The following is a 26,128-nucleotide window of genomic DNA, read 5'->3' as shown; positions in this document are numbered from 1 at the left end:
GACTAAAAATCGGTCATCTTTCAGCAGTGGCTACGATAGCGTTGATTCTTTGATTTGACAATAGAGACGGGTCTATGCTGCTGAAATGGCTAACTTCCGTACTGAGGGCACTGTGGGCGCGCGGATCAAGTTCGCGCGACGAGAGCGAGGGTTTCGCACGGCACGAGAGTTCGCCGAATCGCTTCGCGGAGGCAATGTCACGGCCGCTGTCGTCGAGAACATTGAGTCGGGTCGCAAGGCCGACATCAGCATCACGCAGCTGCTCAACATCGCCCATGGACTTGGCACTCCGGTCTCGTACTTGCTCGCCCCTATCGGTCGACCGAACGCGAAAATGGACTTACAGAATCTCAACGTCGAACTTGCCGACATGACCGCGGCGCAGTTCGACTGCTGGTTGTCGGCCACGCCATTGAGTTCGTACCGCCCCAGGTGGGCAGGCGAACGCGACGACATTGAGGCGCTGGGCACGCTGCGGCAGCTCGGGACCTTCCAACGCGAGCTCGAAAGGCTTCGTCTTGTCATGAATGTGCAGAGTGCGTCGGGTGACGTAGAGCTCATCAATGCGAATAAGGACGTCGAGCGTCAGATCGAAGCTGTCGCGAAGGAAGTAGCCCGGCTTGTCGGCTTGCTCGAATCCGGCGGGTTTGTTGATGTTGCGGGCGAGGGCGCCGACTCGGAGTAGCCATGGGCAGCATCACCCCGTACGAGTCAGCCGCAGGCAAGCGGTATCGCGTTCGCTACCGCAAGCCCGATCATTCCCAGACCGACAAGCGGGGCTTTCGCACCAAGCGCGAGGCCGAGCTCTTCCTAGCGTCCGTCGAGATGAAGAAGGCGACTGGCGAGTACATCGATCCAACGGCGGCTCGCGCGACGGTCGATCGTCTCGGGGAGGCGTGGCTCGCATCTCGATCTCACCTTAAGCCGTCCTCTGCCTATGTGTACGAGTCGGCTTGGCGACTACACGTCAAACCGCGGTGGGGCGCGGCCATGGTCGGCAACATCCGCCATAGCGAAGTCCAAACTTGGATCTCCGAGTTGAGTGATGGCGTAGGGGACAGGAAGGCGAAGTCCCCGACGATTGTTCGACGAAGCCACGACATCCTCGCTGGCATCCTCGACTCTGCGGTGCGAGACCACCTCATCCCATCTAACCCAGCGCGAGGAATTAAGCTCCCGAGACGGCGGTCCAGGGAGCACGTCTACTTGACCAACGAGCAGGTTGCCCGCCTGCTCATAGCGTGCGACGAGCACGCTCCGGTCGTAGCAACACTCGCCTACACAGGCGTCCGCTGGGGTGAAGTGTCAGCCCTGCGGGTCCGTGATGTCGATACACGCCGGCTGCGACTTACGGTCGTGGAGAACGCTGTCTACGTCAACGGATCGATAGTCGTGGGCACGCCCAAGACGCATGAACGCCGCAGCGTGCCGTATCCGCAATTCTTGTCAACGCCCCTCCGTGCGGCCTGCACCGGCAAGGCGCGCGACGACCTCGTCTTCGACGACGGTCACGGTGGTTATCAGAAGACGCCGACGATGGCGGCCAACTCATGGTGGGACCGCGCTCTCGTGGCGGCAGACCTCCCACCCATGACGGTCCACGACCTGCGTCACACAGCCGCGTCGTTGGCCGTCAGTGCGGGCGCCAACGTAAAAGCGGTACAACGGATGCTCGGCCACGCCTCTGCAGCGATGACGCTCGACACCTACAGCGATTTGTTCGATGACGATCTGGACGCGGTGGCATCTCGACTCAATAGCGCTGCCGCCCGAACTGCAGGAGCAATATGGGCGGGAGATGGCATTTCACTCCGCGACTAGGCAGCCTAGCGGTACGAGCGCGCCTCAAGTTCGAAGCGCGCCAAGTCAATGATTGTTGTGACCTCAAGCTCGCCAGCGGGAACAAACGGAATTAGCCAGGTGTCTTCGGCAGCTTTGACTAGTTCTGGCAAGCTCTTGCCACGAACTCGAAGCAAGTGAGCTGCTGGCGAGTGCCTCTGAGCGGTCTGCAACGCTCGAATGGGATCAGTGGATAGATGCACCATTTGTCGTCCCATTGGCCGCAAGCCTGCACGGGCTTCAAAGATTGACTGCATGCTCGACGTGGGAGTCGCGTGGTAGAGCCATCCCGGTGGCGTGGAAGCCTCATAGTCGGTTCGTCGGGCCACAGAATGCCCATATGCAGCTCGGATCTCCCGTCCATCGAGTTGGAAACGGGGTTCACCTAGTGCGCCCGCGACAACCAGCAACTGTTCGGGAGTCACGTTGTGCCCATTCGCCTGAAGCACTTCAGCAAGGTCCTCGACAAACATCCACCCCCCGCGAGTGGTCTGGGCGACTGGGTCGTGGCGCAGATGGTAGGACATGGCTTTGCTGATTCGGACTCGATCGTCAGGCTGGATCGACGTGTACCTGGTGGGGTCGGCGAGCCCGGTTTTTACAGCCCAGGCGTCTAGGACCCTTCTGCACCACCGCCGCAAATCATCGTTCGCACTTTGCGTTGATAAGGACAGCAGCAACTCGTAGGCGTGGTTGCGCTGCTGCTCGGTTGCCTTCTCGTCGGTCAACAGGCCTACTGCTCGCGCAGCCGAGCTCGCCTGGTACGCGACCAGGTGTGACGGTTGAGCCTCGATCCCAGCCGCTCCCAAGTACTCGCGGAGCAGCAGTTCGCGGCTTGACCAGTCCGCTGGCGCAAGCGCTGGGTGATCGTCAACGAGTTGTGCGAGTTCGTAGGTAAGCGGTCTTGCGCCCGTCGCTTCCAAGTCGACCGCGAGCACCCGTTGGTCATCGTTTACGAGCCAGTTCAAGGAATGCGCGTCCCGCCTTGGCACGCAGTCGACAGGGCTTACGAGCTCCCACCAGGAGTTGAAGAGCGATAGCTTCTCCTCGCCAGCCAGCTTCTTAAGCCATCGACCCAGTTCCTTTTCCTTGATCTGGTTCCGGGATAGTCCCGGAACTTGGACCGCGCGGGCTTCCCAGCCATGGATCAACCCCAAAAACCGAGCAGAGCGTCGGAGCAGGGCCAGACGGTCCGTTCCTACGTCGACGAGAGCGGAGCGAAGTGTTCGCCCGCGGACATACCGGCGAACACTTACAAGCGATGCGCCACCCTGTGGCTGGCTCACCGACAGCGTCCCGATGTGTTCAATCACTCCGAAGCGCGTCGTTTCGTTGTGATTCTCGAGTTGCGCTGCAAGGAAGCGTGCCCGTGCCTCGTCGCGTGACAGCGCCTCCTGACTCGTCCGCTTGAAGACAAATGTCTGACCGGTGATGCCCGAGAAGTCGTCGACCGTGTACGTCTCACCACCGCCACCCCGCCCACCTAGCCCGCTGACCCTAAGAGCGGGGTTATTGAGAGCTCGCGCCGCAGCCATAGCGAACAATGCAGTGTGATCTCCGACACGTATTGCGTCCATGAGATCGGGTGGTGACGTTGGGCTTGTTATTGAACTCGGTCCGTGCGCCTCGATCTCGTTCGCAATGATGACTATTGGCTCGCTTGAAGAGGAGTCGAGATACTGCCTTCTCAAGAGAATGTCGAGACCCCGAGAACGATACGTGGGATCGTTCTTCAATTGCGCCAACAAGAGTAGGTCTTGTGCCTGCGCGAGCTGATCTCGGGCACCGTCCAAAGCCTTTTTGGTTCCGATCGGCCCCCTAAGCCGAATCGCGTCCTGCAGTAACGCTGCGGCTTCCTCACCGGTTCGATTCCGCGCGACTCGCGACTCTAGTTCCGCTAGAAACTCGCGGTACTGATATTGACCACGTTCTGCGTCGAACCGAAGCGCTCGAATGAGTTCAGGAGTGGCCTCGTACACAATTTCGGGGAGGTCGCGCGGCGTACGTAGCGCGAACGGAAGGCGCACGCCACGTAGCAGTTCCAGCTTGGATGCCCTTTGGCCGACGAACGTACGCAGTGCCTTGAACATCGCGCAGCGGATCTCGTGACGAAGTTCGATCTGTCCTTGAGCATCAACTGCTGCGAAGGACTCATCTGCCTTCTCGAGAAACCTCGACCTTCCAGTGGTAGTCGCGTGGTCAGCTAAATTCAGCCAAATTTCGGCAACGATCAAGTGCCATGCCGGCCAATCATCTCGGGGCACTCGACGGGAACTGATGAATTGGGCGGCGTCAGTGAGAAAGCTCTTGTCGCCAGTAGCGTGGTACAGTTCAAGTGACGCTTCAATTCGATGGACTGCCGTGGAGATGTCATCCGGATCCGTTGATGCGCTCACGAGGTACCCAAGCGCGGTCTCGAGTTTGCTGACGTCCCCCGTGGAGAATCGCGCGGCGGTCACAACCAGTCTTCCGACTTGCCTTTGGATCCGAGCGAGCGTGCGCTCCGGGTTGGACTCATCAGCGAAGGGGACCAGCGACTCGAAGGCGGTAGCCGCGAGATTCGCCGCCCTCGCGAGAATGACGGGCTCGCTGAACCGGACCGAATAGACCTGCCTACGCAGCGCGTGCGCAACTGTCCATCGTGCGTCCACGATCGCAGCCGCAAAACTGGAGCCGCTCGAGCGCAAGTAAGATCCGACCTCCGCGCCGGCGGTTGCCATCCGGGCCTCGATGGTCAATGCGGCAAGCAGGGGAAGCTTCGAGCTGTCGAGTGAGGTGAAACTGCGGACGAGGCTTGACGGCTCGGAGTCGAGTGCCAGCCAGAGCCTAATCGCGTCGAGATCCGAGACCCGACGCCAAGCATCAATCTGTTCGTCAAGGACCAGTCCCAGACTCTCGATCACCCCAACAACATGAGCTACCGTGCGCCTAGCTTGACCGCTGAGCGCGGCATCTACACCTACCGCACCGCCGCGCTTGAACAGCTGTGCAACATCTGCTGGCGACGCTTGCCTCATTGCTCTCCCGATCCAAAGCGATTTCTGAATCATATTGGTCGGGGTCGGGTTCGGACGTCCGGATTACTCGCGCGCTGACCGCAAAGGCCACAATCGCAGGCCCTGAGCCTTCAGGCATCAGGGCGGAAAGATTTCAAGTGTGGGCAGAATGTGGGCAAACCGCTACACCAACAAGAAAACGACGGCTGTCTGACAGCCGCCGTTCCCAGTGTTTTGAAGCTATGTAGCGAGGGCGGGACTCGAACCCGCGACACCACGATTATGAGCCGTGTGCTCTAACCACCTGAGCTACCCCGCCGTGGCATCCCTCCGCCGTGCGACGTGTCGCGTGACGGGGAGACGGAGCCCCCTGTGGGAATCGGACCCACTACCTCTTCCTTACCAAGGAAGTGCTCTACCAATGAGCTAAGGGGGCGGAGCCGCACGCCGGCGAGAGCCGGCCGTTTTCGGCAACCGTACGAGGATACCATCCGCCGCGTCGTGTTTCGTACACGGCGGAGCGCGCATCAGGCGGCCTTCGCGGACTCCGATGCGCCGTCGAGGGCGTCCAGTTCGTCGGCGGTCAGCTCGAGGGTGACGGAGGCCAGCAGGTCGGGCAGCTGGTCGGTCGTGCGGGCACTCGCGATGGGCGCGGTGATCGTCGGCTGCGCGGCGAGCCACGCCAGGGCGACGGAGGCCACCGATGCGTCGTGGGCGGCGGCGACCTCGTCGAGGGCGGACAGCACAGACCGGCCGGTCTCGTCGAGGTACTTCGCCGCGCCGCCGGCGCGAGCGCTGTCGACCGTGACGCCGTCGCGGTACTTGCCGGTCAGGAAGCCGGCCGCCAGGGCGAAGTACGGCATGACGCCCAGGCCTTCGCGCTCGGCGATCGGCCGGTACGCCGACTCGTAGGCGCGCTCGACCAGGTTGTAGTGCGGCTGCAGAGCGACGGCGCGGTGGAGGCCCTCGCGCTCGGTGATGCGGAACCACTCGTCGATGCGCTCGGGCGTGTAGTTCGAGATGCCGATGTAGCGGACCTTGCCCGCGTCGACCAGGCCGGACAGGGCGGCGACGGTCTCCTCCAGCGGGACCGTCTCGTCATCGAAGTGGGCGTAGTAGAGGTCGATGTACTCGGACTGCAGGCGCTCGAGCGACGCATCGGCGGCCCGGCGGATGTTGTCGGCGGCGAGACCCTTGAAGTCGGGGTGCTGGCTGACCTTGGTCGCGAGCACGACGTCGTCGCGGTTGCCGCGGGCGTCGAACCACTCGCCGAGGATGCACTCCGAGTCGCCGCCGGTGTTGCCGGGCACCCACGCCGAGTAGCCGTCCGCCGTGTCCACGAAGTTGCCGCCCGCGGCGGTGTAGGCGTCGAGCACGTCGAACGAGGTCTGCCTGTCCGCGGTCCAGCCGAAGACGTTGCCTCCGAGCGACAGCGGGTAGACCTCGAGGTCGGACGAGCCGATGGTGCGGCGGGGTGCGGTCATGCGTGACTCCTTCGTTTGTCCGTTCCCTCACGCTAACGCGGCGGTCCGAACGGTATTCCGTAGCCGTCTGAAGATGTGGAAAGGTGACCCGCAGCACGTACTGTGGACGGATGCGCACCGCTGACGACGCCCGCCGCGAGCTGCGGGCGGACTGCGCCCGCTGCGTCGGCCTCTGCTGCGTCGCCTTGGCTTTCGCCCGCTCCGCGGACTTCGCATTCGACAAGCCGGCCGGCGACCCGTGCGTCAACCTCGCCGAGGACTACCGCTGCGGCATCCATCCCGAACTGCGCGAGCGCGGCTTCAAGGGCTGCACCGTCTTCGACTGCTTCGGTGCCGGGCAGCAGGTCACGCAGCACACCTTCGCCGGCGCCACGTGGCACGACGGAGGCGAGACGCAGAGTGCCATGTTCGCCGTCTTCCCGCTGATGCGCCAGCTGCACGAACTGCTCTGGTACGTGGAGGATGCGCTGGCCCTGGAGGCCGCCGCCTCACTGCATCCCGCGCTGCGGTTGGTCCGCACCGAGGCGCGCGCGCTCGCCGATGCACCGGCCGACGCCATCTGCGAAGCGGACATCGAAGAGATCCGCGCCCCCGCCGCCAGACTGCTGCGGGATGCGGCCCGCCTGGCCCGAGAGGGCGGCCCCGTCGGCACCGGGCCGAAACGAGGCGCGCGCTCCCGCATCCGTCCCGACGCCGACCTGCTGGGCGCGGACCTGCGCGGGGCGGACCTGCGCGGTGCCGAGCTCCGCGGCGCCCTGCTCATCGCGGCTGACCTCCGCGACGCCGACCTCTCCCGCGCCGAGCTCATCGGCGCCGACCTGCGCGACGCGCGCCTCGATGGGGCAGACCTCCGCACGGCGATCTACCTCACGCAGCCCCAACTCAACGCCGCCAACGGCGACCGACGCACTCTCCTGCCGCCGACGCTCGCCCGCCCGACCCACTGGCACTGAACTCCACGGCCGACGACCGGGCCACGGAGACTGCAAACGCTTCCAGCCGCATCGCTATACTCCCCCTGTGCGCGGTCACATCCCGGGCACCGGCGGTCGCAAGCGCTTCCACCGCACGAGAGCACAGCAACCGCACCAGAGCACAGGAGGTGGGATGCCCGGCATCGACGACGTCGCGCGCCTCGCCGGCGTCTCCACGGCCACCGTTTCCCGTGCGCTCAGCGGCAACGGCCCTGTCTCGCAGACCACCCGTGCGCGGGTGCTGCGGGTCGCATCCGACCTCGGGTACGTCGTCTCCTCCGACGCGTCGAGCCTCGCCTCCGGCCGCACACGCAACATCGGAGCGGTCGTCCCGCAGCTGAACCGCTGGTTCTTCACCTCCGTCATCGAGGGCGCCCAGCGGGTCCTCCTCCGTCGCGGCTATGACCTCACTCTCTACAACCTGAGCGGTGACGGGGAGGAGCGGCGCCGAGTGTTCGAGCAGCACCTGCTGCGCAACCGGGTGGATGCGGTCTTCGCCGTCTCGCTCGAGCTCGCCGAGGACGAGGTCGGCCGCCTGCTCGCGCTCGGGAAGCCGCTGGTCGGCGTCGGCGGACCGCTGCCCGGCGTCAGCACCCTCACCATCGACGACGTCGCGGTCGCGCGGCTGGCGACCGAGCACCTCATCGGCCTCGGCCACACCCGCATCGCGCACATCGGCGGCTCGGACGAGTTCGACCTCGACTTCCACATCCCGACGAGCCGGCGCCTGGGCTACGAGCAGGCGCTGACCGAAGCCGGCCTTCCCGTCGACGAACGCCTGCACCGGGCGACGGACTTCACGCTCCCGGGCGGGTACGAGGCCGCGAAGCAGCTGCTCGGAACACCGCACGAGCGTCCCACCGCCCTCTTCGCCGCCTCCGACGAGATGGCGGTCGGCGCCATCCTCGCCGCCCGCGACCTCGGCCTCAGCGTGCCGCGCGACGTCTCCGTCATCGGGATAGACGACCATCCCCTTTCCGAGTTCTTCGGGCTGAGCACGATCGCGCAGCACCCCGTCCGCCAGGGCGAGCGCGCGGCGGAACTGCTGCTCGCCGCACTCGAGGCGCGGCGAAGTACCGGCGGAGCCGCGCATCCGGAACCCGTCAGCCACACCGCCCCCGCGGAGCTGATCGTCCGATCGAGCACCGCCGTCCACCCCTGATCCCCCACCCGCCCCCGACACGAACATGAGGTGACCACCATCTCCGCAACGACCCCGACCACCGATCGCACCCCCGACACCCCCGGTCGCGAGTGGTGGCGCTCCGCCGTCATCTACCAGGTCTACCCGCGCTCCTTCGCCGACTCCGACGGCGACGGGATGGGCGACCTCCCCGGAATCACGCACCGTCTCCCCGCACTGCGCGATCTCGGGGTGGATGCCGTCTGGCTCTCCCCCTTCTACCGCTCGCCCCAGAACGACGCCGGCTACGACGTGGCGGACTACCGCGACGTCGACCCGCGCTTCGGCACCCTCGCGGACTTCGACACGATGCTCGCGGAGGCGCATGGCCTGGGGCTGCGCGTGATCATCGACATCGTCCCGAACCACTCGTCGAGCGACCACGTCTGGTTCCAGGAGGCGCTGGCCGCCGCACCGGGGAGCCAGGAGCGCGCCCGGTACATCTTCCGCGACGGCATGGGCGAGAACGGCGAGCTGCCGCCCAACAACTGGGAGTCGATCTTCGGCGGCCACGCGTGGACGCGCATCACCGAGCCCGACGGCACGCCGGGCCAGTGGTACCTCCACCTCTTCGACAAGTCGCAGCCGGACTTCGACTGGGAGAACCCGTGGGTGTGGGAGCAGTTCCGCGGCGTGCTGCGCTTCTGGCTCGACCGCGGCGTCGACGGGTTCCGGGTGGATGTGGCCCATGGCATGGTGAAGGAGGCGGGCCTCCCCGACTACACGCCGCCGGAGGGTATGGGCAGCATGGGCGGCACCACTCCGACCCTGGAGACCGGCGGCATCCCGCTCGAACCCGAGATCCACGCGCACGCCGAGGTCGACCCGCCGACGCCGCCGTACTTCGCGCAGGACGGCGTCCACGCGATCTACCGCGACTGGCACACGGTCCTCGCCGAGTACGAGGGCGACCGCGTGCTCTGCGGCGAGGCGTGGGTCGAGCCGCTCGACAAGCTGGCCCGCTGGGTGCGCCCGGACGAGATGCAGCAGACGTTCAACTTCGCGTACCTGGAGACCCCGTGGGATGCGGCCGCGCTGCGGAGCGTCATCGATCGCTCCATCGCGGCCTTCAGCAGTGTCGGCGCTCCGAGCACGTGGGTGCTGTCGAACCACGACGTCGTCCGTCACGCGACCCGCCTGGCCCTCGCGGGCGAGAACCTGCAGGGCCACGGCATCGGGCCGAAGACGAAGGGGCTGCCGGACCCGGCGTTCGGCCTCCGCCGGGCACGCGCGGCGACCGCGCTCATGCTCGCACTGCCGGGATCGGCCTACCTCTACCAGGGCGAGGAGCTCGGTCTCCCCGAGGCGATCGACCTGCCCGACGAGGCCCGTCAGGACCCGACCTGGTTCCGCACAAACGGTGAGCGGTACGGCCGCGACGGCTGCCGCGTCCCCATCCCGTGGGAGGGCGACGAGGCGTCGTACGGCTTCGGCCCGAGCCCGGCGAGCTGGCTGCCGCAGCCCGCGCTCTGGGCGTCGTACATCCGCTCGGCGCAGGAGGGCGTGGCCGGGTCGACGCTGAGCATGTACCAGGAGGCCTTGAAGCTGCGCCGCCGTCACGACCTGGCGTTCGGCGCCCCCGAGTGGATCGACCTCGGCGGTGACACGCTCGCCTTCCGTACCGGCGAGGTGACGGTCGTCGTCAACTTCGGCACGGACGCCGTCGCGCTGCCCGAGGGGCGGATCGCGCTCGCCAGCGACGAGCTGGAGGACGGGAAGCTGCCGCAGGACACCGCGGTCTGGCTCGTCTGAGCCGGGGCCACTCCGGTCGGCGTCACTCCCAGTCGGAGTAGAAGCGCTCGACCCGGGGGTGCAGTCGATCGAAGAGGTCCGGCGCGGCCGCCACCAGCAGGCGGCGGTCCGCCGGGCCTCCTGCGATTCCGGCGACCCGTGCGCCGGCCTCCTGCGCGATCAGGGCGCCGGCCGCGTGATCCCATGGGTTGAGCCCGCGCTCGTAGTACGCGTCGAGCCGGCCGGCGGCGAGCGAGCAGAGGTCGAGGGATGCGGCCCCGATGCGGCGGATGTCGCGCACCTCGGGGATGAGCTCGGCGACGAAGCCGGCCTGGCGCCGGCGCACCTCGGCGTCGTACCCGAATCCCGTCCCGACCAGGGCGAGGCTCAGGTCGACGCCCTCGTTCACGTGGATGCGCTCCCCGTTCAGCCGCGCGCCGTCCCCCTCGGCAGCGGTGAACACCTCCTTGGAGACAGGATTCACCACGGCCCCGGCGAGGGTCCGCCACGTGGCGGGGTCCGGGTCGCCTTCGACGACCGCGATGCTGACCGCCCAGGCGGGGATGCCGTAGAAGTAGTTGACGGTGCCGTCGATCGGGTCGACCACCCAGGTGAGCCCGCTCTGGCTGCTCCCGCCGCCGGACTCCTCGCCGAGGAACCCGTCACGCGGTCGCGCCGCGGCCAGCGCATCCCGGATCAACTGCTCGGTCTCGCGGTCCGCCCGCGTGACGATGTCGCTCAGCGACGACTTCGAGGCGGCGATCTCCACGCCGTCCTGCCGCCGCTGGAGGGCGAACGCGGCGGCCCGTTTGGCGACGGTGGAGGCGATCTCGAGCAGCTCGACGGTGGAGGTCATGCGTCAAGCCTCTCAGATGGGCTGCATGCCCCGCAGACGAGAAGAGCCCGGCCGCAGGGCCGGGCTCTTCGTGACGTGGCGAGTGAGGGATTCGAACCCCCGAAGTCGTAGACAGCTGATTTACAGTCAGATCCCTTTGGCCGCTTGGGTAACTCGCCATTGGCGCTCCCGACCACCAGTGTTCTCGTGACCGAAGGCGCCACACAAGAATAGCCGCCGCGCGCCCGCACACGAAATCAGCGCCCGCCCAGCCTGCGCACCGGCCGGCGTCAGGCAGCGAGGGCGACGACTCCGGGCGTCCGGCCGACCTCCGCGACGGTCGCGGGCTGCAGCTCGGCGGTCGTGCCGGCAGCGATCGCGAGCTCCCGTTCGGGCACCAGCGAGAGCACCTGCGCGCCGGCGAATTCGGCGGCGACGCGGGTCAGCAGCTCCCCCTCGCTCAGGTCGAGGACCCGGCACAGCGCGGCGAGGATCTCGGACGACGCCTCCTTGCGCCCGCGCTCGATCTCGGAGAGGTAGGGGACGGAGACCCGCGAGCGCTCGGAGAGCTCGCGCAGGGTCGTTCCCCGCTCCGTCCTGATCCGGCGGAGCACCGAGCCGATCGCGTGCCGCAGAAGCATGCGGCCAGCCTATGTCGGATGCCGCCGATCCGCGCCTGCGGGATCTGCGCGTTCTGCTGTGGGCATAATCCCGTGTGGATGCTGTGCGATCGCGACACCCCGGCGCGCGCTGCCGCCGATGTCGGTGGTCGGGCGCACAATCGTGGGCATGAGAACGTTGGAGATTTGCGAACGGTGCGACGGCACAGGGGCCGACCCCTCGCAGCACGCCGAGGAGGTTGCGCTCTGCATCGAGTGCAGCGGCGACGGCTGCCACGTCACGTATTACGAGGAGCTGGCCCAGACGGCCTGACGCAGGCGACCCGCACGTCAGGCGGCGGTCTTGGCCGCCGCGAGGTCGTCGAACAGTTCCGTGTTGAACCGGAACGCGAGCCCGACCTCCGCGATCACGCGATCCCGCTCCTCCTCCGTCCACTCGACGGCGTCGAGCTGCGAGCGGTAGGTGTCCTTGAACAGCTTCGGCTTCGCGATGTCCGCGAAGAGGTAGAAGCCGACGCCGTTGGTGTCGAACCCGTACTGCCGCTGCAGCAGCGTGCGGATGATCTGGCCGCCGGAGAGGTCACCGAGGTAACGCGTGTAGTGGTGGGCGACGAATCCGCCCGGCCACGTGCGACCCACCTCGCGGATGCGCTCGGTGTAGCGGACCGTCGACGGCAGGGCCGCGATCCGCTCGCGCCAGGCGTCGCCGAGCAGGAACTCCAGGTCGGCTTCGATGGCCGGCAGCCGCGTCAACGCGGGGCTGATGAACAGCGTCGCGACCGGGTCGGAGCCCATCCACTCGGCCGACTCCTCGAGCGCCTCGTAGATGAAGTAGTGCTGCGACAGCAAGGAGATGTAGTCGTCCCGGCTGCCGCGGCCGCTCATCAGGTCCTGCATGAAGACCGCGCCCTCGCTCTCCTGGTGGACACCGCGGGTGCGCTCGCGCAGCGCCTGCGAGAAGGGGATGAGCTGGGCCATTCGGGACTCCTGACTAAGGGAAGGCTTACCTCAGCCTGTCGCACCCCTGCCAGGTCGTCAAGGCGAGGGCGGCTCCGTACGCTCGAGCCGGTAGCCCGCCGCGCGCAGCGTCTGCGCCATGTGCTGGGCGTACCACTCGGGCCACTGCTCGTCGAAGACTCCGCCCAGGTCCTCCTTCTCGTGCACCCCGTGCGCCTCGGCCGCCTGCTTCAAGTGGTCCAGGATGACGTCGGTCAGTTCGTCGCTCATCGTCCCGGCAGCCGCTTCTTGATCTCCTGCAGGATCCAGCCGTTCCCGTCCGGGTCCTCGAAGGAGGCGAAGGTCGAGTAGTCGGCACGCTCCGGGTGGGGGCCGCTGATGCGTTCGCGCGTGCCGGCGTGCCGGAAGATGCCCGTCGAGTCGTGGAAGAGCTCCGACACCTCGACACCCGCGTCGACCAGCGCAGCCCGCGCCTCGTCGATGTCGTAGACGGTGAGCTGCAGCCCCTGCGTCGACCCGGGAGGCGCATCCGTCAGCCCCGTCCCGAAGATGATCGACGCCTCCGACTCGGGCGGGGTGAACTGCACGATCCGGTAGCCGTCGTCGACGGCGAAGTCCGCATCCTCCCGCCACCCCAGCGACTGGTAGAAGGACTTCGCCCGGTCCACATCGGAGACGGGCAGGACGACGACCTCGAGTTTCATGTACATACGAACCTCCTCCATCGGGGCGTATGCCGAGCGGGCGTCAGTCTAGAACCGGGCTGTCGGATGCGGCAACGGATGCTGCGGCCCTCACCCGTAGACTGGATGCCGTACGCGCCCGCCGAGAAGGATCGGAGTGATCTCATGGCAGACTCCTCGTTCGACGTCGTCAGCAAGGTCGACAAGATGGAGGCGGACAACGCCGTCAATCAGGCCCGCAAAGAGGTGGAGCAGCGCTACGACTTCAAGAACGTCGGAGCGTCGGTCGAGTGGAGCGGCGAGAAGGTGCTCCTGAAGGCCAACACCGAGGAGCGCGTCAAGGCGGTGCTCGAGGTGCTCGAGTCGAAGTTCATCAAGCGCGGCATCACGCTCAAGTCGCTCGACACCGGCGCCCCTTACCCGTCCGGCAAGGAGTTCCGCGTCGAGGTCGGGCTCAAGAACGGCATCGAGCAGGATGCGGCGAAGAAGATCAACAAGCTCATCCGCGACGAGGCACCGAAGAGCGTGAAGTCGCAGATCCAGGGCGACGAGCTGCGCGTGAGTTCGAAGAGCCGCGACGACCTGCAGGCGACGATGGCGCTCCTCAAGAACGCCGACCTCGACGTCGCGGTGCAGTTCGTCAACTTCCGCTGAGGTAGCCCCGGAGCCATCGCTCCATCGCCGTGTAGGCCGCCTTCCGCACGGGAGCGGCCGACAGGAACACGTCGTGGAGCGCATCCTGCACCCAGGACACGGTGACCGTCGGCGCCAGCCCGAGCGCGCGCTCGGCGATGTCGCGGACGACGAGCACCACGTCGGAGCGCATCATGTCGGGCGTCCAGAACGGCAGCAGCGTCGACCGCGCCGAGAGCAGCGTGAGCACGGGCGCGTCGATCGTGAGACCGGCTGCCACCCGGGCATGCCCGGCGAGCACGGCGGTCAGCCAGGCGGGGTGCACGGGGAAGCCGCGCACCGGACGCCAGGCGAGGTCGTAGTCCCACTCGCCGTCCAGCGTGCGCGACACGGTCCGGGTGTAGAAGCCGAGATCGACGTTCGGCATCGCCGCCTTGGGGTCGATGCGCGCACGCAGGTCCATGAGCGGCGCGAGGGCCGCCCGGCCGGCGGAGTGCGCCTGGAACTCCAGCCACGGGCTGTTCAGGATGAGCGCATCGGCCCGTCCTGGATGACGGTCCGCCCAGAGGCTCAGCGTCAGGCCGCCGGTCGAGTGGCCGAGCAGGATGAGACGTCGATGGTGCGAGCGCCGCTCGCCCTCGCCGTGGCCCATCGCGTCGAGCGCCGCCGCGATGTCCTCGTCGTAGACCGCGAGGTCGTCGACGAAGCCGGGCGTCTGCCCCTCCCGCAGACTCCGCCCGTACTTGCGCAGGTCGAGGGCGTGGAACCGGGCGCCCTGGTCGTGCCAGAACCGGGCGAGCTCGGACTGGAAGAAGTAGTCCGACCAGCCGTGGACGTAGAGCACGTCCGCGTCGGCCGCGGGTCCCCGGTGCAGACGGGGACGCGGAGGCGGCGAGTACCGCACCAGCGTCGCGACGACCTCGCCTTCCGCATCGTCGCCGAGCGGAAGGGTGGTCTGCTCGAAGGGCGCCCCGAGGATGTCGGGGCGCCACTCGCGCGGGCTCGTCATGCGCGCTGCGGGGCTACTCTGCCTGACCCAGCGCTGGGCCGCTCGCGACCGTCTCCGCGTTCGAGACGCGGACCATCTCGTCGCGCGGAACCACCTTCACGCGCACCCGGCCGCGCTCGGCGCCGAGCGCCTGCTCGTGCGTGTCGAGGTTGTGCCAGCCGTCGAGCGTGGTGTACTCCACACCCCGCTCGCGCAGGAGGTTCTCCACAGATTCCTCGGATGGGTCTGCGGGCGACCACCAGTTTCCCTGATCGTTGATCACATGCTTGATCGTCTCCATCGCATCCGACTTGGTGTGACCGATGAGTCCGACCGGACCGCGCTTGATCCACCCCGTCGCGTAGACGCCGTACATGCGCTCGTTGTCGCCCTTGCGCAGCACCTGGCCCTCGTGGTTCGGGATGACGCCGTGCTTGCGGTCGAAGGGGATGCCGGGGAGCGGCGAGCCGAAGTAGCCGACGGCGCGGTAGAGGGCGTCGATCTCGAGCTCGCGGATCTCGCCCGTGCCCCGCACGCCGCCCTCGCCGTCCGGCTCCGTGCGCTCGTACCGGAACGCCGTCACGTTGCCGTGGTCGTCGCCGACGACCTCGAGGGGCTTCGCGTAGAAGTGCAGGTGAAGTCGACGCGACGCGTTGCCCACCTCGCGCTGCCGCCACTGCTGCAGCACGCGGTCGATCACCATCACCTGCTTGTTGCTGGCGACGGCCGCCTTGGACTGCTCGTCGTAGTCGAAGTCCTCGTCGTACAGGATCATGTCCACGTCCCGGAGCTCGCCCAGCTCGCGCAGTTCCAGCGGTGTGAACTTCACCTGCGCCGGTCCGCGGCGGCCGAAGACGTGCACGTCCGTGACCGGCGAGTTCTTGAGCCCCTCGTAGACGTTGTCCGGGATCTCGGTCGGCAGCAGGTCGTCGGCGTGCTTCGCGAGCATGCGAGAGATGTCGAGGGCGACATTGCCGTTGCCGATCACGGCGACCGACTTCGCCTCCAGCGGCCAGGTGCGCGGCACGTCCGGGTGACCGTCGAACCAGCTGACGAAGTCCGCGGCGCCGTAGGAGCCGTGCAGTTCTATGCCGGGGATCTCCAGGTCAGCGTCCCGCACCGCGCCCGTGGCGAAGATGACCGCGTTGTAGTGGCGCTTGAGGTCGTCGAGGGTGATGTCACGGCCGAACTCGACGTTGCCGAAGATGCGGATGTCGCCGCGATCGAGCACCTCGCGCAGGGCGGTGATGATGCCCTTGATGCGCGGGTGATCGGGCGCGACCCCGTAACGGACCAGGCCGTACGGTGCGGGAAGCTGCTCGAACAGGTCGATGGATACGTCGAAGCCGCGCTCGGCCTTCAGCAGGATGTCGGCGGCGTAGATGCCCGCCGGCCCGGCGCCGACGATGGCCAGTCGAAGTTTGGTCATGCGTTGATTCCTTCTGGTGTTCCGTGCGGCTCAGCTGGAGCGCTCGACGATGGTGTCCGCGAAGCGGACCAGAGCCTTCTTGACCGGGCCGTCCGGCAGCGGGGCCAGCGCCTCCACCGCCTCGCGCGCCCAGCGGTGCGCCTCCTCCAGCGTCTGACGCGTCACGTCGTGCTCGCGGAGCGCCGCGATGGCCTCCATCGCGGCGGGCGTCACCTCGCCGTCCTCCGCCGAGCCCATGACGTCGCGCTCGAGACGCTCGAGCAGCGCCGCCGCGTCCGGATCGGTCGCCGCGCGCTCGCGCAGGCGCAGCACCGGGAGGGTGGCGACGCCCGCGCGCAGGTCGTTGCCGGGCGTCTTGCCCGTCTCGGCGACGCCCTGACCGGAGAGGTCGATCACGTCGTCGATCAGCTGGAACGCGACACCGATCTTCTCGCCGAAGACCACAACGGGTTGCTCGTACTCGGTGGGCGCGTTCGAGAAGACCACGCCCATCTGCGCGGCGACGGCGATCAGCGAGCCGGTCTTGTCCTCGAGCACCTGGATGTAGTGCGCGACCGGGTCCTCCCCCTCCTGCGGGCCGATGGTCTCGTGCAGCTGGCCGAGGCACAGCCGCTCGAAGGTGTCGGCCTGCAGCTGGATCGCACGCTCCCCGAGGGCGGAGACCAGCTTGCTCGCCCGGGCGAAGAGGAGATCGCCCGTCAGCACGGCGACGGAGTTGCCCCAGACGAACTGCGCACTGGGCACTCCGCGGCGCATCTGCGAGTCGTCCATGACGTCGTCGTGGTAGAGCGAGGCGAGGTGCGTGATCTCGACGGCTTCGGCGGCCTGGATGACATCCGCGTTGGTACCCCGTCCCAGCTGGGCGGCGAGCAGGGTGAGCATGGGGCGGACGCGCTTGCCCCCCGCCTCGAGCAGATAGCGCGCGGTGACGTCGGCCAGGTTGTCGGCGAACTGCATCTCGCGGTGCAGGCCCTCCTCGACCGCGGCCAGGCCGTCGTCCACCGCGTTGGCGAGCTCACGATCCTCGCCGCGGATGAAGATCCGTTCGGTGAAGCCCAGTTGACCGGTCAGCGACGGGCGCCGCACACCCGGGACACTTCGTGGCACTACTCCCCCTCGGACGGGATGGTGGACGCAGACTGTTCGGAGCCGGCGGATCCGGCGGATTCCGTCGTCGGCTTGGGGGCCGGCTTCGGCTTCGGCGCAGCCTTCGGCTTGGCAGCGGCGGCGGGCTTCGCGGACGCGGCCGGCCTGGGCTTCGCAGCAGCGGCCGGCCTGGGCTTCGCAGAAGCGGCCGTCTCGGGCGTCGCGGCAGCGTCGGTCTTCGGCTTCACGGCAGCGTCGGTCTTCGGCTTGGCGGCCGCCGCCCGCTTGGGCTTCGGGGCCGGAGCCGGCTCCTCGACGACCGCGGGCCGCTCGGGCTTGAAGCCGCGGTGGAGCGCAACGATGCCGGCCGTGAGGTTGCGGAAGGCGACGCGCTCGAATCCGGCCTCGCGCAGCCAGCCCGCGAGCGAGCGCTGGTCCGGCCACGCCTGGATGGACTCCATCAGGTACTCGTACGCCGCAGGGTTCGAACTCGCGACCCGGGCGAGGACGGGCATCCCATAGCGCAGATAGGCCGAGTAGCCGGCACGGACGGGAGCGAGGGGAGGCTGGGAGAACTCGCAGACGACGACACGGCCGCCCGGCTTGACGACGCGGTAGAACTCGGCGAGCGCCTTCTTCGGGTCAACGATGTTCCGCAGCCCGAAGGAGATCGTCACGGCGTCGAACGTGTCGTCCTCGAAGGGAAGCGCCGTCGCGTCGGCCTGCACGAAGCGGACGAACGGGTTGCCGGCCTGCCGCTGGCGGCCGACCTCGATCATCCCCTCGGAGAAGTCCGCAGCGACGACCGACGCGCCGTTCCGGGCGAGCGACGCGCTCGACGTCCCCGTGCCGGCCGCGACGTCGAGGATCGTCTCGCCTGCGCGCGGATCGACGGCTCGCGTCGTCGCCACGCGCCACAGCGCCGCATTGCCCACCGACAGGACGGCATTGGTCCGGTCGTAGCGCGTCGACACCTCGTCGAACATGGCGGCGACCTGGGCGGGCTGCTTGCTGAGGTCGGCCTTACTCACCCCACCAGCTTAGGCCGCGCCGTCCGCCGCTTGCATTCCAGTGCCTGGATGCACGCCGAATGGTCAGCGAGCGCCGGGACCGCACTCCGCCCGGGCCGCTCAGTAGCGCTCGCCGAGCGCCTTCGCCCGAAGCGCGTCGAACTCGCCGCGGCTGATGACCCCCTGGTCGAGCAGCGTCTGCGCCTGCTGGATGTCCGCCGCCGGCGTCGCGGATCCCGTCGGGCGCTGGCCCCAGCTGTCGTCCTCGGGAACCCTCGCGTCGCGCGCCAGATTGCGGGCCGCCATCCCGCGCCCCCGCGCGATGAGGTAGACGAGCGCCCCGAGCACCGGCAGGAAGATCAGGAAGATCACCCACAGGGCCTTCCACCACCCGTTCAGTTCCTGATCCCGGAACAGGTCCACCAGGACCGTGAACAGGATCATCAGGAACGCGACGAACGCGAAGATCCAGAAGACATACAGGAATGCCGACCAGAACGTGTCCATCTCAGTCTCCTCTCGACGCGCACACCGTAATGCCGCGCTGCCGCACATGGCTAGATGCGGAATCGCGTGGCCCACCGGGACTCGCCGCCGGGTCTACCATGGGCGTCCCGCACACGCGACGAGGAGGCCACGGTGGGCGACAGCGATTACTGGACGACGGATCCCTACGAGCTGCTGCGCGTACAGCCCGGCTTCCGGCTCGCCGACGAGCCGACGGACGGCGTTCCCGGCTTCGACGGAGGCAAGAAGGAGGGCGAGAAGGCCCTCGCCGATGGCGCGGGCCTGCTCGCGGATCTTCAGGAGCAGCTGTTCGCCTGCGGCCGTGAGGGCGATCCGCGTTCCGTGCTCCTGGTGCTGCAGGCGATGGACACGGCGGGCAAGGGCGGGATCGTCTCCCACGTCATCGGCTCGATGAACCCGGGCGGCGTGCACTACGCGGGATTCGGCAAACCCACCCCGGACGAACTGGCCCACGACTTCCTCTGGCGGGTGTGGCAGCAGGTGCCGGCCGCGGGCGAGGTCGGCGTCTTCGACCGCTCCCACTACGAAGACGTGCTGATCGGGCGGGTGCGCTCGCTGGCGCCGCCCGAGGAGCTGGAGCGGCGCTACGGCGCCATCAACGCCTTCGAGAAGGAGTTGAACCAGTCCGGCACCACCGTGATCAAGGTGATGCTCCACCTGAGCAAGGACGAGCAGCGGAAGCGCCTTGCCTCACGGCTCGAACGCCCCGACAAACTCTGGAAGTTCAACCCCGCCGACGTGGACGAGCGCCTGTACTGGGACGAGTACCAGGAGGCCTATCAGGTCGTCCTCGACCGCACGAACAGCGTCTACGCCCCGTGGTTCGTCGTCCCGGCCGACCACAAGTGGTACGCCCGGGCGGCGGTGCAGCAGCTGCTCATCCACGCGATGCAGGGCCTCCAGCTGGAGTGGCCGCGTCCGCACTACGACGTGGAGGAGCAGAAGCTCCGCCTCGCGCAGTCGTGACGACGGGTCAGCCGAAGGCCTCCACGATGGGGCGGAACTTCATCCCCGTCTCCGCGAGCTCGCGTTCGGGCTCCGAGTCGGCGACGATCCCGGCGCCCGCATAGGCGGTCAGGTCGCCGCCCGTGGTGACCTGGGCGCAGCGGAGGGCGATCGCCCACTCGCCGTCGCCGTCCGCGCCCACCCAGCCGACCGGGCCGGCGTAGCGTCCGCGGTCGAACGGCTCCAGTTCGCGGATCAGCGCGAGCGCCTCATCGCGAGGCGTGCCGGCGACCGCGGCGGTCGGGTGCAGCGCGGCGGCCAGGTCGAGCGAGCTGGATCCGTCGCTCAGCATCCCGGCGATGTCGGTCGCCAGGTGCCACAGGTTCGGCAGCTTGAGGGTGAACGGCTCGTCGCTCGCCGCGAGGTCCGCGCTGTGCGGGCGGAGCGCATCCATCACGCTCGTCACCGCGAAGCGGTGCTCGCCCTGGTCTTTGGCGCTGGCGACGAGCTCGGCCGCGGCGGCGGCATCCTGTGCGGCATCCGGACCGCGCGAGATCGTCCCCGCCAGCACGCGCGCCGTCACCGTGCCGTGGTGGACGCGGACCAGCGTCTCCGGCGACGACCCGACCAGGCCGTCCACGGCGAAGGTCCAGCAGTCCGGGTACCCGAGCGCGAGCTCGACGAGGGCCCGGCGGAGGTCCGACTCGAGCGGCAGGTGCCCGCGCAGGTCGCGGGCCAGCACCACCTTGGACAGGTCGGCCTCCCGGATGCGCTCCACGGCCTCCGCGACCGCCTCCCGGTAGCCGTCGGCCCCGAGCTCACCCGGCAGCAGGCTCAGCCGGTACTCGTCGCCGAACGCGGTCGGCTTCGACAGCGTCGTCACGGCGGGCTCGCCCGCGCGACGGATGCGCGTGATCCAGCTGCGGCTCCCCCGGCGCCCGATCACCACCTCCGGCACGATCAGGGTGCTCGTGGCGGTGCTCTCGTCGTCGAACGCGAAGGTGCCGAAGGCCACCAGGCCGGTGCCCGGCGTTCCCACCGCGTCGTCGACCGTCGCGGCAGCCGCGGTCTCCCGCCACGCGGCCGACGCCTGCTCGATCCGGTCCGGACCCGTGAAGTCGAGCCTCAGCACCTCGCCGATCCCCGCCATCCCTTCGCCCTTGCGCAGCCACAGCAGAGGCGTGCGGGAGTCGAGGAAGGGGATGAGCTGGCGGACGTCATCGAGCGGTGTGGTCTCGGCCTCCAGGGCCGTCACGCCAGTCTCCCGCCGAGCGGTCGGGGCTGATCTCACCAGGCCAGCCTACGCCCGCGGAACTGTGCGCCCGGTGGGCGGCGGATGGGGACTCGATGGGCGTTCCGACCGGGCCCGGAGTGCAGGCAATGCGCGCTTTCGACACTCTGCACATCAGCCCGCCCACCGATAGACCGGGATGTAACATTCATCTATGCCCGTGCCCGTGACCGGAGCCGCCAGCCCCCGCCGGCTCATCCGAGACGAAGTCTTCCTGCGCCTCCTCGATGCGATCGTCGACGGCGACCTGCTCCCCGGCGAGCAGCTGTACGACGCCGAGATCGAGCGCTGGGTGGGCGTCTCGCGCACCCCGGTCCGCGAAGCGCTCAACCAGCTCGCGGCCATGGGCCTGGTCGAGATCCTGCCCCAGCGCCGCACCCGGGTCACCCCGATCGAGTCCGTTCGCCTGCGGCAGCTGATCGCCACGATCGGCGTGCTGGTCGCGGGGGTCGTCCGCGACGCCACCCCGCTCCTCACCGACGCCGACCGGGAGGCGCTGCGCGACATCGACGCGGCAGAAGCCGCCCGCACCGGGCTGTCCTCCGACGGGTTCCTCGGTGTGTTCCTCCGACGCCTCGACAACCGCACCATCGCGCGCCTGCTCAAGCGCCACCTGCCCGAGGTGCAGCGAGCGCTCAACGCCGCGCCCTCCTCCGCCGCATTCGACAAGGCGAAGCCGTCGGTCACGGCACTCCTCGACGCCGCCGTCTCCGGCAAGGCCGAGAAGGCCGGTCGCGCCACCGCCGACCTCTTCGACAAGGCCCTCGTGACCATCGCCGACGACTTCGCCGGGAACAAGAAGGAGACCCGCTGATGCCGCTGCCCGTGAACGACACCGCCCCTGTCGAGCGCCGGCTGCTGCGCGACGTCGTCTACAACCGCCTCTACGACGGCATCCTCGACGGCACGCTCGAGCCCGGCGAGACCCTGCTCGACGAGAAGCTGACCGCCTGGCTGGGTGTTTCGCGGACGCCGATCCGCGAGGCCCTCATGAAGCTGGCCGACATCGGCCTCGTCGAGATGGCGCCGAACCGCTACACCCGCGTCGCCCCCATCGACCTGAAGGCGATCGACGAGGCCATCTACACGACCGGCCTGCTGCACGAGCACGCCGCGCGGACCATCGTCCCGACGCTCGACAACGCGACGGTCAGCCGTCTCGACAAGGCGCAGAAGGACGTGCGCAAGGCCACCAAGGTCCGCGACCTTCCGGCGCTCGGCCACGCGTTCAACGACTTCTTCCTCGAACTGGAGCGCGCGGGCAGCGACGAGGTGCTGGTCTCCGTCTCCGAGGGGCTCAGCCCGCAGCTGCTCCGCTACATCTCGGTGTGGCAGACCCCGTTCGGCGTCGACGACCTGCCCGCCGCCCTCGCCGGCATCCTGGCCGCGGCCAAGGACCGCGACGGCGCCCGCGCGGGCGACCTCGTCAAGGAGCTGTACGCGGGGACGCTGAAGCAGTTCCTGCAGGACTACCGCCGACGCGACGCGGACATCGACCAGACACCGGTGTTCTGACGCCGGTGTCAGCGCTCGAGCAGCGCTGAACGCAGCCGGGCAGGATCCACGCGCCAGTACGTGTGGACGCGCCCCTCGATGAGCACGACCGGGATCTCCTCCACGTACTTCTCGTGGAGTTCCGCATCCTGAAGGATGTCGCGCTCCTCCACGGTGACGTCGGGGCCGTCCGACGGCAGCTCGGCGATCACCGAGTGGATGACATCCCTCGCGTCGTCGCAGAGGTGGCATCCGGGCTTGCCGATGAGGGTGAGGGAGACGCTGTCCACCCCTTCACTCTAAGCGCGCGGCCGGATGCGCGGGCACAGCAAAAAGCGCCGGACCGGTTGGACCGACGCTTGAGCCGTAGACCGGGGTCTACTTCTTGTTGCGACGCTGGTGGCGCGTCTTGCGAAGAAGCTTGCGGTGCTTCTTCTTCGCCATACGCTTGCGACGCTTCTTGATAACGGAACCCACGTAGACCTCACAAAGAATCAGGGGTAAGCCGCGGGGCGCGCGGCGACACGAGGTGACAGTCTACCCGACGTCACGCCGAGTCCGCGACGCCGCCCTCTCGGAAGGTGGCCGCATGCAGCAGCTGCTCGACCGCCGACTCCGGAACCCGGAACGACCGGCCGAAGCGGATGGCCGGCAGCTCACCGGCGTGGACGAGGCGGTAGACGGTCATGCGGGAGACGCGCATCATGTCGGCCACCTCGGCGACCGTCAGGAAGCGCACATCCTTCAGATCCTGTGCCATGGTCCCGTCCCTCCTGCCGGACATCGTACTCGGGGAGGTCAGTCCTTGCGCCACTTCTTCGGGGTGACCCGCTCGGTCGCCGACGAGACGCGATGGCGCGTGTCGGCGAGCACCTTGCCGACGGTGCTCGCGAACTCGCGCGTCTCCTCCGCGAGGCGCACGCTCAGCTCCATGTCCTCTTCCGATGCCGTGAACGGAATGACCCAGTCCTCGACGGCCTCCAACGGCACCGGGTCGAGCCGGTAGTACCGGTGCTGGCCCTCTTCGCGGACGGCCACGAGACCCGCCTCGCGCAGCACTTTCAGGTGCTTGGAGACGGTCGGCTGGCTGAGCTCCAGGGTGGCCACGATCTCGGAGACGGATATATCCCGAACGGAATGCGTCGCGTCCGCGTTGCGATCGCGCAGCACTCGGAGGATCTCGCGCCGCGTCGGGTCGGCGATCACGTCGAAGATGTCGGCCATGCCCCCAGGCTAGTCATTCCCCCGGCGCAGTACCATGTCCACCAGCCCGCCCCTCACCAGGAAGACGACGGGAAGGACCACACATGACCACCACCCGGACGGTCCGCGGCCGGCCCGTCTCGCCGGCGGGACGTGTGCGTGCGGCCCTCAACGCTTTCGCTGCGCGCAGCCCGTCGCGGTTCGCGATCGTCGTGTTCGCGCTCCTGATCCTCGTCTTCACCCTGCTCTTCTCGCTGCCGATCTCGTCGGCGAAGGGCCAGTGGACGCCCCTGGCCGACTCCCTCTTCACCGCCGTCTCGGTGATCTGCGTGACGGGACTCGCGACCGTCGACATGGCGACGCACTGGTCGATGTTCGGCCACCTGCTCGTCTACATCGGGGTGCAGGTGGGTGCGGTCGGCGTGCTGACCATGGCGTCCATCCTGGGGCTCGTCATCTCGCGCAAGCTCGGACTGCGCGCGAAGCTGATGGCCGCGAGCGACAGCAACCCGCTCAGGATGCACTCGGGCCCCGTCGCAGAAGGCCAGGCGGTCCGCCTCGGCGAGGTCGGCAAGCTGCTGACCACCGTCGCGATCAGCATGGTGGTGATCGAGGGCGGAGTCGCTCTGCTGCTGTTCCCGCGCATGCTCATCGGCGGCGTCGACGTCGGAACCGCGGCGTGGGAGGCCGTGTACTACTCGGCGATGGCCTTCACGAACACCGGGTTCACGCCGAACACGGAGGGCATCCAGGCGTTCGCGACGGACTACTGGTTCCTCAGTGCGCTCATGGTCGGCGTGATCCTCGGAGCGATCGGTTTCCCGGTCATCTTCGCCATCGCCACCAACCTGCGCGAGAAGCGGCGGCGATGGTCCATCCACGTGAAGCTGACGCTGCTCACGTTCCTCATCCTCCTCGTCGCCGGCGCCGTGCTCTACATCGTGCTGGAATACGAAAACCCGAGGACCTTCGGGCGGCTGGATGCGGGACACACGGTCTTCCAGTCGTTCTTCCTCTCGACGATGGCGCGCTCGGGCGGGTTCTCGACCATTCCCATCGACCACCTCCACGGCTCGAGCCTGCTGGTCACGGACATGCTGATGTTCATCGGCGGCGGGTCCGCATCCACCGCCGGCGGCATCAAGGTGACGACGCTGGCCGTCCTCTTCCTGGCCGCGTTCGCAGAGGCGCGCGGGGTCGAGTCGATGGATGCGTTCCGGCGCCGCATCCCGATCGACGTCCTGCGGCTCTCGGTGGCCGTCGCGCTGTGGGGGGCGACGATCGTGGCGGTGTCCAGCATCCTCATCCTGCAGGTCACGAAGGCGCCGCTCGACCACGTGCTGTTCGATGTCATCTCGGCGTTCGCGACCTGCGGTCTGTCGACCGGGCTGACCGAGCGGCTGCCCGACGCGGGCGTCTACATCATGGCCGCCACCATGTTCTGCGGGCGCGTTGGTACAGTGACACTCGCCGCGGCGCTGGCGCAGAGTCAGCGCCGCCAGCTGTACCACAACCCGGAGGAGAGGCCGCTCGTTGGTTGACCGGATCAAGCACAACGCGCCCGTCCTCGTCATCGGTCTCGGACGCTTCGGCGCGGCCACGGCGGGCGAACTCGACCGGCTGGGGCGCGAGGTGCTCGCGATCGACACGGACGCACAGCTCGTGCAGAAGTGGGCGGACCGCGTCACCCACACCGTGCAGGCGGACGCGCGCTCGATCGAGACCCTGCGGCAGATCGGTGCGGAGGACTTCTCCGTCGGCGTCGTCGCGGTCGGCTCGTCGATCGAGGCGAGCGTGCTCATCACGGCGAACCTCGTCGACCTGAAGGTGCCGCAGATCTGGGCCAAGGCGATCTCGAAGTCGCACGGCAAGATCCTGGAGCGCATCGGCGCCAACCACGTCATCTACCCGGAGGCGGAGGCGGGCGAGCGGGCGGCGCACCTCGTGACCGGGCGGATGCTCGACTTCATCGAGTTCGACGACGACTTCGCCCTCGTCAAGATGTACCCGCCGAAGCCCATCCGCGGCCTGCCCCTGGGCGACTCGGGCGTCCGCTCGAAGTACAACATCACCGTGGTGGGCGTGAAGAGCCCCGGCCTCCCCTTCACGTACGCGACCGCCCAGACCGTGGTGTCCGACCACGACCTCGTCATCGTCTCCGGCGCCTCCGCCGACATCGAGCGCTTCGCCGCCCTCGAGGCCTGACGCCCGCCCGCTGC

General features: G+C 68.1%; 28 protein-coding genes and 3 tRNA genes. 11 read left to right on the top strand and 20 right to left on the bottom strand.

Annotated elements, in window-relative coordinates; all coding sequences use genetic code 11:
- Window positions 1-85 precede the first annotated feature (85 nt).
- The gene (locus tag ACQ86M_RS17765; protein WP_431246388.1) at window positions 86-685 is read left to right on the top strand and encodes a helix-turn-helix domain-containing protein; all 600 of its coding nucleotides are present in this window, start codon (window positions 86-88) and stop codon (window positions 683-685) included.
- Window positions 686-687: 2 nt separating this feature from the next.
- Entirely contained in the window at window positions 688-1,821 is a 1,134-nt protein-coding gene (locus ACQ86M_RS17760; protein WP_431246387.1) for a tyrosine-type recombinase/integrase, read from the top strand.
- Between the two features lie 5 nt (window positions 1,822-1,826).
- Here ACQ86M_RS17760 and ACQ86M_RS17755 read toward each other — a convergent pair whose 3' ends face one another.
- The 4 genes from ACQ86M_RS17755 to ACQ86M_RS17740 form a co-directional block, all read right to left on the bottom strand.
- A complete protein-coding gene (locus ACQ86M_RS17755; protein WP_431246386.1) occupies window positions 1,827-4,742 on the bottom strand; it encodes an RNA 2'-phosphotransferase in 2,916 nt (971 codons plus the stop codon).
- 338 nt (window positions 4,743-5,080) lie between these two features.
- Window positions 5,081-5,154, bottom strand: a tRNA-Met gene (locus ACQ86M_RS17750).
- A 45-nt stretch (window positions 5,155-5,199) separates the two neighbouring features.
- Window positions 5,200-5,271: transfer RNA gene (locus tag ACQ86M_RS17745), tRNA-Thr, on the bottom strand.
- Window positions 5,272-5,362: 91 nt separating this feature from the next.
- The gene (locus ACQ86M_RS17740) at window positions 5,363-6,319 is read right to left on the bottom strand and encodes an aldo/keto reductase (RefSeq protein WP_431246385.1); all 957 of its coding nucleotides are present in this window, start codon (window positions 6,317-6,319) and stop codon (window positions 5,363-5,365) included.
- A gap of 110 nt (window positions 6,320-6,429) precedes the next feature.
- On the opposite strand from ACQ86M_RS17740, the gene ACQ86M_RS17735 reads away from it, so the two are divergent.
- From ACQ86M_RS17735 to ACQ86M_RS17725, 3 genes are all read left to right on the top strand, one after another.
- Entirely contained in the window at window positions 6,430-7,272 is an 843-nt protein-coding gene (locus ACQ86M_RS17735) for a pentapeptide repeat-containing protein (protein WP_431246384.1), read from the top strand.
- A gap of 154 nt (window positions 7,273-7,426) precedes the next feature.
- Window positions 7,427-8,455 carry a LacI family DNA-binding transcriptional regulator gene (locus ACQ86M_RS17730; RefSeq protein WP_431219898.1) on the top strand — a complete coding sequence of 343 codons (1,029 nt, stop codon included), beginning with the start codon at window positions 7,427-7,429 and terminating at the stop codon, window positions 8,453-8,455.
- A 30-nt stretch (window positions 8,456-8,485) separates the two neighbouring features.
- Window positions 8,486-10,228 (top strand): glycoside hydrolase family 13 protein, encoded by a 1,743-nt coding sequence (locus ACQ86M_RS17725; RefSeq protein WP_431246383.1) that lies wholly within the window; start codon window positions 8,486-8,488, stop codon window positions 10,226-10,228.
- Window positions 10,229-10,250: 22 nt separating this feature from the next.
- On the opposite strand, the gene ACQ86M_RS17720 is transcribed toward ACQ86M_RS17725, so the two are convergent.
- From ACQ86M_RS17720 to ACQ86M_RS17695, 6 genes are all read right to left on the bottom strand, one after another.
- Window positions 10,251-11,063: an inositol monophosphatase family protein gene (locus tag ACQ86M_RS17720; RefSeq protein WP_431246382.1), complete on the bottom strand. Its 813-nt coding sequence runs from the start codon at window positions 11,061-11,063 to the stop codon at window positions 10,251-10,253.
- A 76-nt stretch (window positions 11,064-11,139) separates the two neighbouring features.
- Window positions 11,140-11,221: transfer RNA gene (locus ACQ86M_RS17715), tRNA-Tyr, on the bottom strand.
- Between the two features lie 111 nt (window positions 11,222-11,332).
- Entirely contained in the window at window positions 11,333-11,683 is a 351-nt protein-coding gene (locus ACQ86M_RS17710) for a helix-turn-helix domain-containing protein (protein WP_431246381.1), read from the bottom strand.
- Window positions 11,684-11,992: 309 nt separating this feature from the next.
- Window positions 11,993-12,640: a heme oxygenase (biliverdin-producing) gene (locus ACQ86M_RS17705; protein ID WP_431246380.1), complete on the bottom strand. Its 648-nt coding sequence runs from the start codon at window positions 12,638-12,640 to the stop codon at window positions 11,993-11,995.
- Between the two features lie 57 nt (window positions 12,641-12,697).
- Entirely contained in the window at window positions 12,698-12,889 is a 192-nt protein-coding gene (locus ACQ86M_RS17700) for a hypothetical protein (RefSeq protein ID WP_431246379.1), read from the bottom strand.
- The gene (locus ACQ86M_RS17695) at window positions 12,886-13,329 is read right to left on the bottom strand and encodes a VOC family protein (protein WP_431246378.1); all 444 of its coding nucleotides are present in this window, start codon (window positions 13,327-13,329) and stop codon (window positions 12,886-12,888) included. Before ACQ86M_RS17695 ends, ACQ86M_RS17700 begins: the two co-directional genes overlap by 4 nt.
- Window positions 13,330-13,467: 138 nt before the next feature.
- Between ACQ86M_RS17695 and ACQ86M_RS17690 the strand changes: the two genes are divergently transcribed.
- Window positions 13,468-13,956, top strand: coding sequence for a YajQ family cyclic di-GMP-binding protein (locus tag ACQ86M_RS17690; protein WP_431246377.1), 489 nt, complete (start codon window positions 13,468-13,470; stop codon window positions 13,954-13,956).
- Here ACQ86M_RS17690 and ACQ86M_RS17685 read toward each other — a convergent pair.
- From ACQ86M_RS17685 to ACQ86M_RS17665, 5 genes are all read right to left on the bottom strand, one after another.
- Entirely contained in the window at window positions 13,943-14,944 is a 1,002-nt protein-coding gene (locus ACQ86M_RS17685; protein WP_431246376.1) for an alpha/beta hydrolase, read from the bottom strand. The two genes, ACQ86M_RS17690 and ACQ86M_RS17685, sit on opposite strands and share 14 nt — an antisense overlap.
- 13 nt (window positions 14,945-14,957) lie before the next feature.
- Window positions 14,958-16,352: an FAD-dependent oxidoreductase gene (locus tag ACQ86M_RS17680; protein ID WP_431246375.1), complete on the bottom strand. Its 1,395-nt coding sequence runs from the start codon at window positions 16,350-16,352 to the stop codon at window positions 14,958-14,960.
- Between the two features lie 30 nt (window positions 16,353-16,382).
- Window positions 16,383-17,438, bottom strand: coding sequence for a polyprenyl synthetase family protein (locus tag ACQ86M_RS17675; RefSeq protein ID WP_431247911.1), 1,056 nt, complete (start codon window positions 17,436-17,438; stop codon window positions 16,383-16,385).
- Window positions 17,439-17,458: 20 nt separating this feature from the next.
- On the bottom strand, window positions 17,459-18,469 hold the full coding sequence (gene ubiE / locus ACQ86M_RS17670) for a bifunctional demethylmenaquinone methyltransferase/2-methoxy-6-polyprenyl-1,4-benzoquinol methylase UbiE (protein ID WP_431246374.1): 1,011 nt from the start codon (window positions 18,467-18,469) through the stop codon (window positions 17,459-17,461).
- 99 nt (window positions 18,470-18,568) lie between these two features.
- On the bottom strand, window positions 18,569-18,955 hold the full coding sequence (locus tag ACQ86M_RS17665) for a hypothetical protein (protein WP_431219886.1): 387 nt from the start codon (window positions 18,953-18,955) through the stop codon (window positions 18,569-18,571).
- A gap of 132 nt (window positions 18,956-19,087) precedes the next feature.
- On the opposite strand from ACQ86M_RS17665, the gene ACQ86M_RS17660 reads away from it, so the two are divergent.
- Window positions 19,088-19,942: a PPK2 family polyphosphate kinase gene (locus ACQ86M_RS17660; protein WP_431219885.1), complete on the top strand. Its 855-nt coding sequence runs from the start codon at window positions 19,088-19,090 to the stop codon at window positions 19,940-19,942.
- 7 nt (window positions 19,943-19,949) lie between these two features.
- On the opposite strand, the gene ACQ86M_RS17655 is transcribed toward ACQ86M_RS17660, so the two are convergent.
- Entirely contained in the window at window positions 19,950-21,176 is a 1,227-nt protein-coding gene (locus tag ACQ86M_RS17655) for an isochorismate synthase (RefSeq protein ID WP_431246373.1), read from the bottom strand.
- A gap of 190 nt (window positions 21,177-21,366) precedes the next feature.
- Here ACQ86M_RS17655 and ACQ86M_RS17650 point away from each other — a divergent pair, with 190 nt between their 5' ends.
- Complete coding sequence (locus tag ACQ86M_RS17650; RefSeq protein ID WP_431246372.1) at window positions 21,367-22,026, top strand: GntR family transcriptional regulator; 660 nt, start codon at window positions 21,367-21,369, stop codon at window positions 22,024-22,026.
- The gene (locus ACQ86M_RS17645) at window positions 22,026-22,727 is read left to right on the top strand and encodes a GntR family transcriptional regulator (RefSeq protein WP_431246371.1); all 702 of its coding nucleotides are present in this window, start codon (window positions 22,026-22,028) and stop codon (window positions 22,725-22,727) included. The genes ACQ86M_RS17650 and ACQ86M_RS17645 overlap by 1 nt, the downstream gene beginning before the upstream one ends.
- Window positions 22,728-22,735: 8 nt before the next feature.
- Here the strand turns inward: ACQ86M_RS17645 and ACQ86M_RS17640 are convergent, their stop codons facing one another.
- The 4 genes from ACQ86M_RS17640 to ACQ86M_RS17625 all read right to left on the bottom strand — a co-directional run bounded on the left by ACQ86M_RS17640 (window position 22,736) and on the right by ACQ86M_RS17625 (window position 23,930).
- Window positions 22,736-22,996 carry a glutaredoxin family protein gene (locus ACQ86M_RS17640; protein WP_431219881.1) on the bottom strand — a complete coding sequence of 87 codons (261 nt, stop codon included), beginning with the start codon at window positions 22,994-22,996 and terminating at the stop codon, window positions 22,736-22,738.
- An 88-nt stretch (window positions 22,997-23,084) separates the two neighbouring features.
- Window positions 23,085-23,183, bottom strand: a complete 99-nt coding sequence (locus ACQ86M_RS17635; RefSeq protein ID WP_003792170.1) for a 30S ribosomal protein bS22 — start codon at window positions 23,181-23,183, stop codon at window positions 23,085-23,087.
- Window positions 23,184-23,253: 70 nt separating this feature from the next.
- Window positions 23,254-23,466 carry a helix-turn-helix domain-containing protein gene (locus ACQ86M_RS17630; RefSeq protein ID WP_431219880.1) on the bottom strand — a complete coding sequence of 71 codons (213 nt, stop codon included), beginning with the start codon at window positions 23,464-23,466 and terminating at the stop codon, window positions 23,254-23,256.
- 38 nt (window positions 23,467-23,504) lie between these two features.
- Entirely contained in the window at window positions 23,505-23,930 is a 426-nt protein-coding gene (locus ACQ86M_RS17625; protein ID WP_431219879.1) for an ArsR/SmtB family transcription factor, read from the bottom strand.
- An 83-nt stretch (window positions 23,931-24,013) separates the two neighbouring features.
- Between ACQ86M_RS17625 and ACQ86M_RS17620 the strand changes: the two genes are divergently transcribed.
- Together ACQ86M_RS17620 and ACQ86M_RS17615 are read left to right on the top strand one after the other, a co-directional pair.
- Window positions 24,014-25,450 (top strand): TrkH family potassium uptake protein, encoded by a 1,437-nt coding sequence (locus ACQ86M_RS17620; RefSeq protein WP_431246370.1) that lies wholly within the window; start codon window positions 24,014-24,016, stop codon window positions 25,448-25,450.
- Entirely contained in the window at window positions 25,443-26,114 is a 672-nt protein-coding gene (locus ACQ86M_RS17615) for a potassium channel family protein (protein WP_431246369.1), read from the top strand. Before ACQ86M_RS17620 ends, ACQ86M_RS17615 begins: the two co-directional genes overlap by 8 nt.
- Window positions 26,115-26,128: the final 14 nt, after the last annotated feature.

It is taken from the genome of Leifsonia xyli subsp. cynodontis (assembly GCF_050632205.1).
Lineage (GTDB): Bacteria > Actinomycetota > Actinomycetes > Actinomycetales > Microbacteriaceae > Leifsonia > Leifsonia xyli_D.
Note: the sequence above shows the minus strand (reverse complement) of the source record. Positions and strands in the feature narration are given on the sequence as shown.

Bases quoted from the DNA above. Each gene is read 5' to 3' on its own strand.
- ACQ86M_RS17765 (WP_431246388.1), top strand. From the start codon at position 86: ATGGCTAACTTCCGTACTGAGGGCACTGTGGGCGCGCGGATCAAGTTC.
- ACQ86M_RS17760 (WP_431246387.1), top strand. From the start codon at position 688: ATGGGCAGCATCACCCCGTACGAGTCAGCCGCAGGCAAGCGGTATCGC.
- ACQ86M_RS17740 (WP_431246385.1), bottom strand. From the start codon at position 6,319: ATGACCGCACCCCGCCGCACCATCGGCTCGTCCGACCTCGAGGTCTAC.
- ACQ86M_RS17735 (WP_431246384.1), top strand. From the start codon at position 6,430: ATGCGCACCGCTGACGACGCCCGCCGCGAGCTGCGGGCGGACTGCGCC.
- ACQ86M_RS17730 (WP_431219898.1), top strand. From the start codon at position 7,427: ATGCCCGGCATCGACGACGTCGCGCGCCTCGCCGGCGTCTCCACGGCC.
- ACQ86M_RS17720 (WP_431246382.1), bottom strand. From the start codon at position 11,063: ATGACCTCCACCGTCGAGCTGCTCGAGATCGCCTCCACCGTCGCCAAA.
- ACQ86M_RS17710 (WP_431246381.1), bottom strand. From the start codon at position 11,683: ATGCTTCTGCGGCACGCGATCGGCTCGGTGCTCCGCCGGATCAGGACG.
- ACQ86M_RS17705 (WP_431246380.1), bottom strand. From the start codon at position 12,640: ATGGCCCAGCTCATCCCCTTCTCGCAGGCGCTGCGCGAGCGCACCCGC.
- ACQ86M_RS17700 (WP_431246379.1), bottom strand. From the start codon at position 12,889: ATGAGCGACGAACTGACCGACGTCATCCTGGACCACTTGAAGCAGGCG.
- ACQ86M_RS17695 (WP_431246378.1), bottom strand. From the start codon at position 13,329: ATGTACATGAAACTCGAGGTCGTCGTCCTGCCCGTCTCCGATGTGGAC.
- ACQ86M_RS17690 (WP_431246377.1), top strand. From the start codon at position 13,468: ATGGCAGACTCCTCGTTCGACGTCGTCAGCAAGGTCGACAAGATGGAG.
- ACQ86M_RS17685 (WP_431246376.1), bottom strand. From the start codon at position 14,944: ATGACGAGCCCGCGCGAGTGGCGCCCCGACATCCTCGGGGCGCCCTTC.
- ACQ86M_RS17680 (WP_431246375.1), bottom strand. From the start codon at position 16,352: ATGACCAAACTTCGACTGGCCATCGTCGGCGCCGGGCCGGCGGGCATC.
- ACQ86M_RS17665 (WP_431219886.1), bottom strand. From the start codon at position 18,955: ATGGACACGTTCTGGTCGGCATTCCTGTATGTCTTCTGGATCTTCGCG.
- ACQ86M_RS17650 (WP_431246372.1), top strand. From the start codon at position 21,367: ATGCCCGTGCCCGTGACCGGAGCCGCCAGCCCCCGCCGGCTCATCCGA.
- ACQ86M_RS17645 (WP_431246371.1), top strand. From the start codon at position 22,026: ATGCCGCTGCCCGTGAACGACACCGCCCCTGTCGAGCGCCGGCTGCTG.
- ACQ86M_RS17630 (WP_431219880.1), bottom strand. From the start codon at position 23,466: ATGGCACAGGATCTGAAGGATGTGCGCTTCCTGACGGTCGCCGAGGTG.
- ACQ86M_RS17625 (WP_431219879.1), bottom strand. From the start codon at position 23,930: ATGGCCGACATCTTCGACGTGATCGCCGACCCGACGCGGCGCGAGATC.
- ACQ86M_RS17620 (WP_431246370.1), top strand. From the start codon at position 24,014: ATGACCACCACCCGGACGGTCCGCGGCCGGCCCGTCTCGCCGGCGGGA.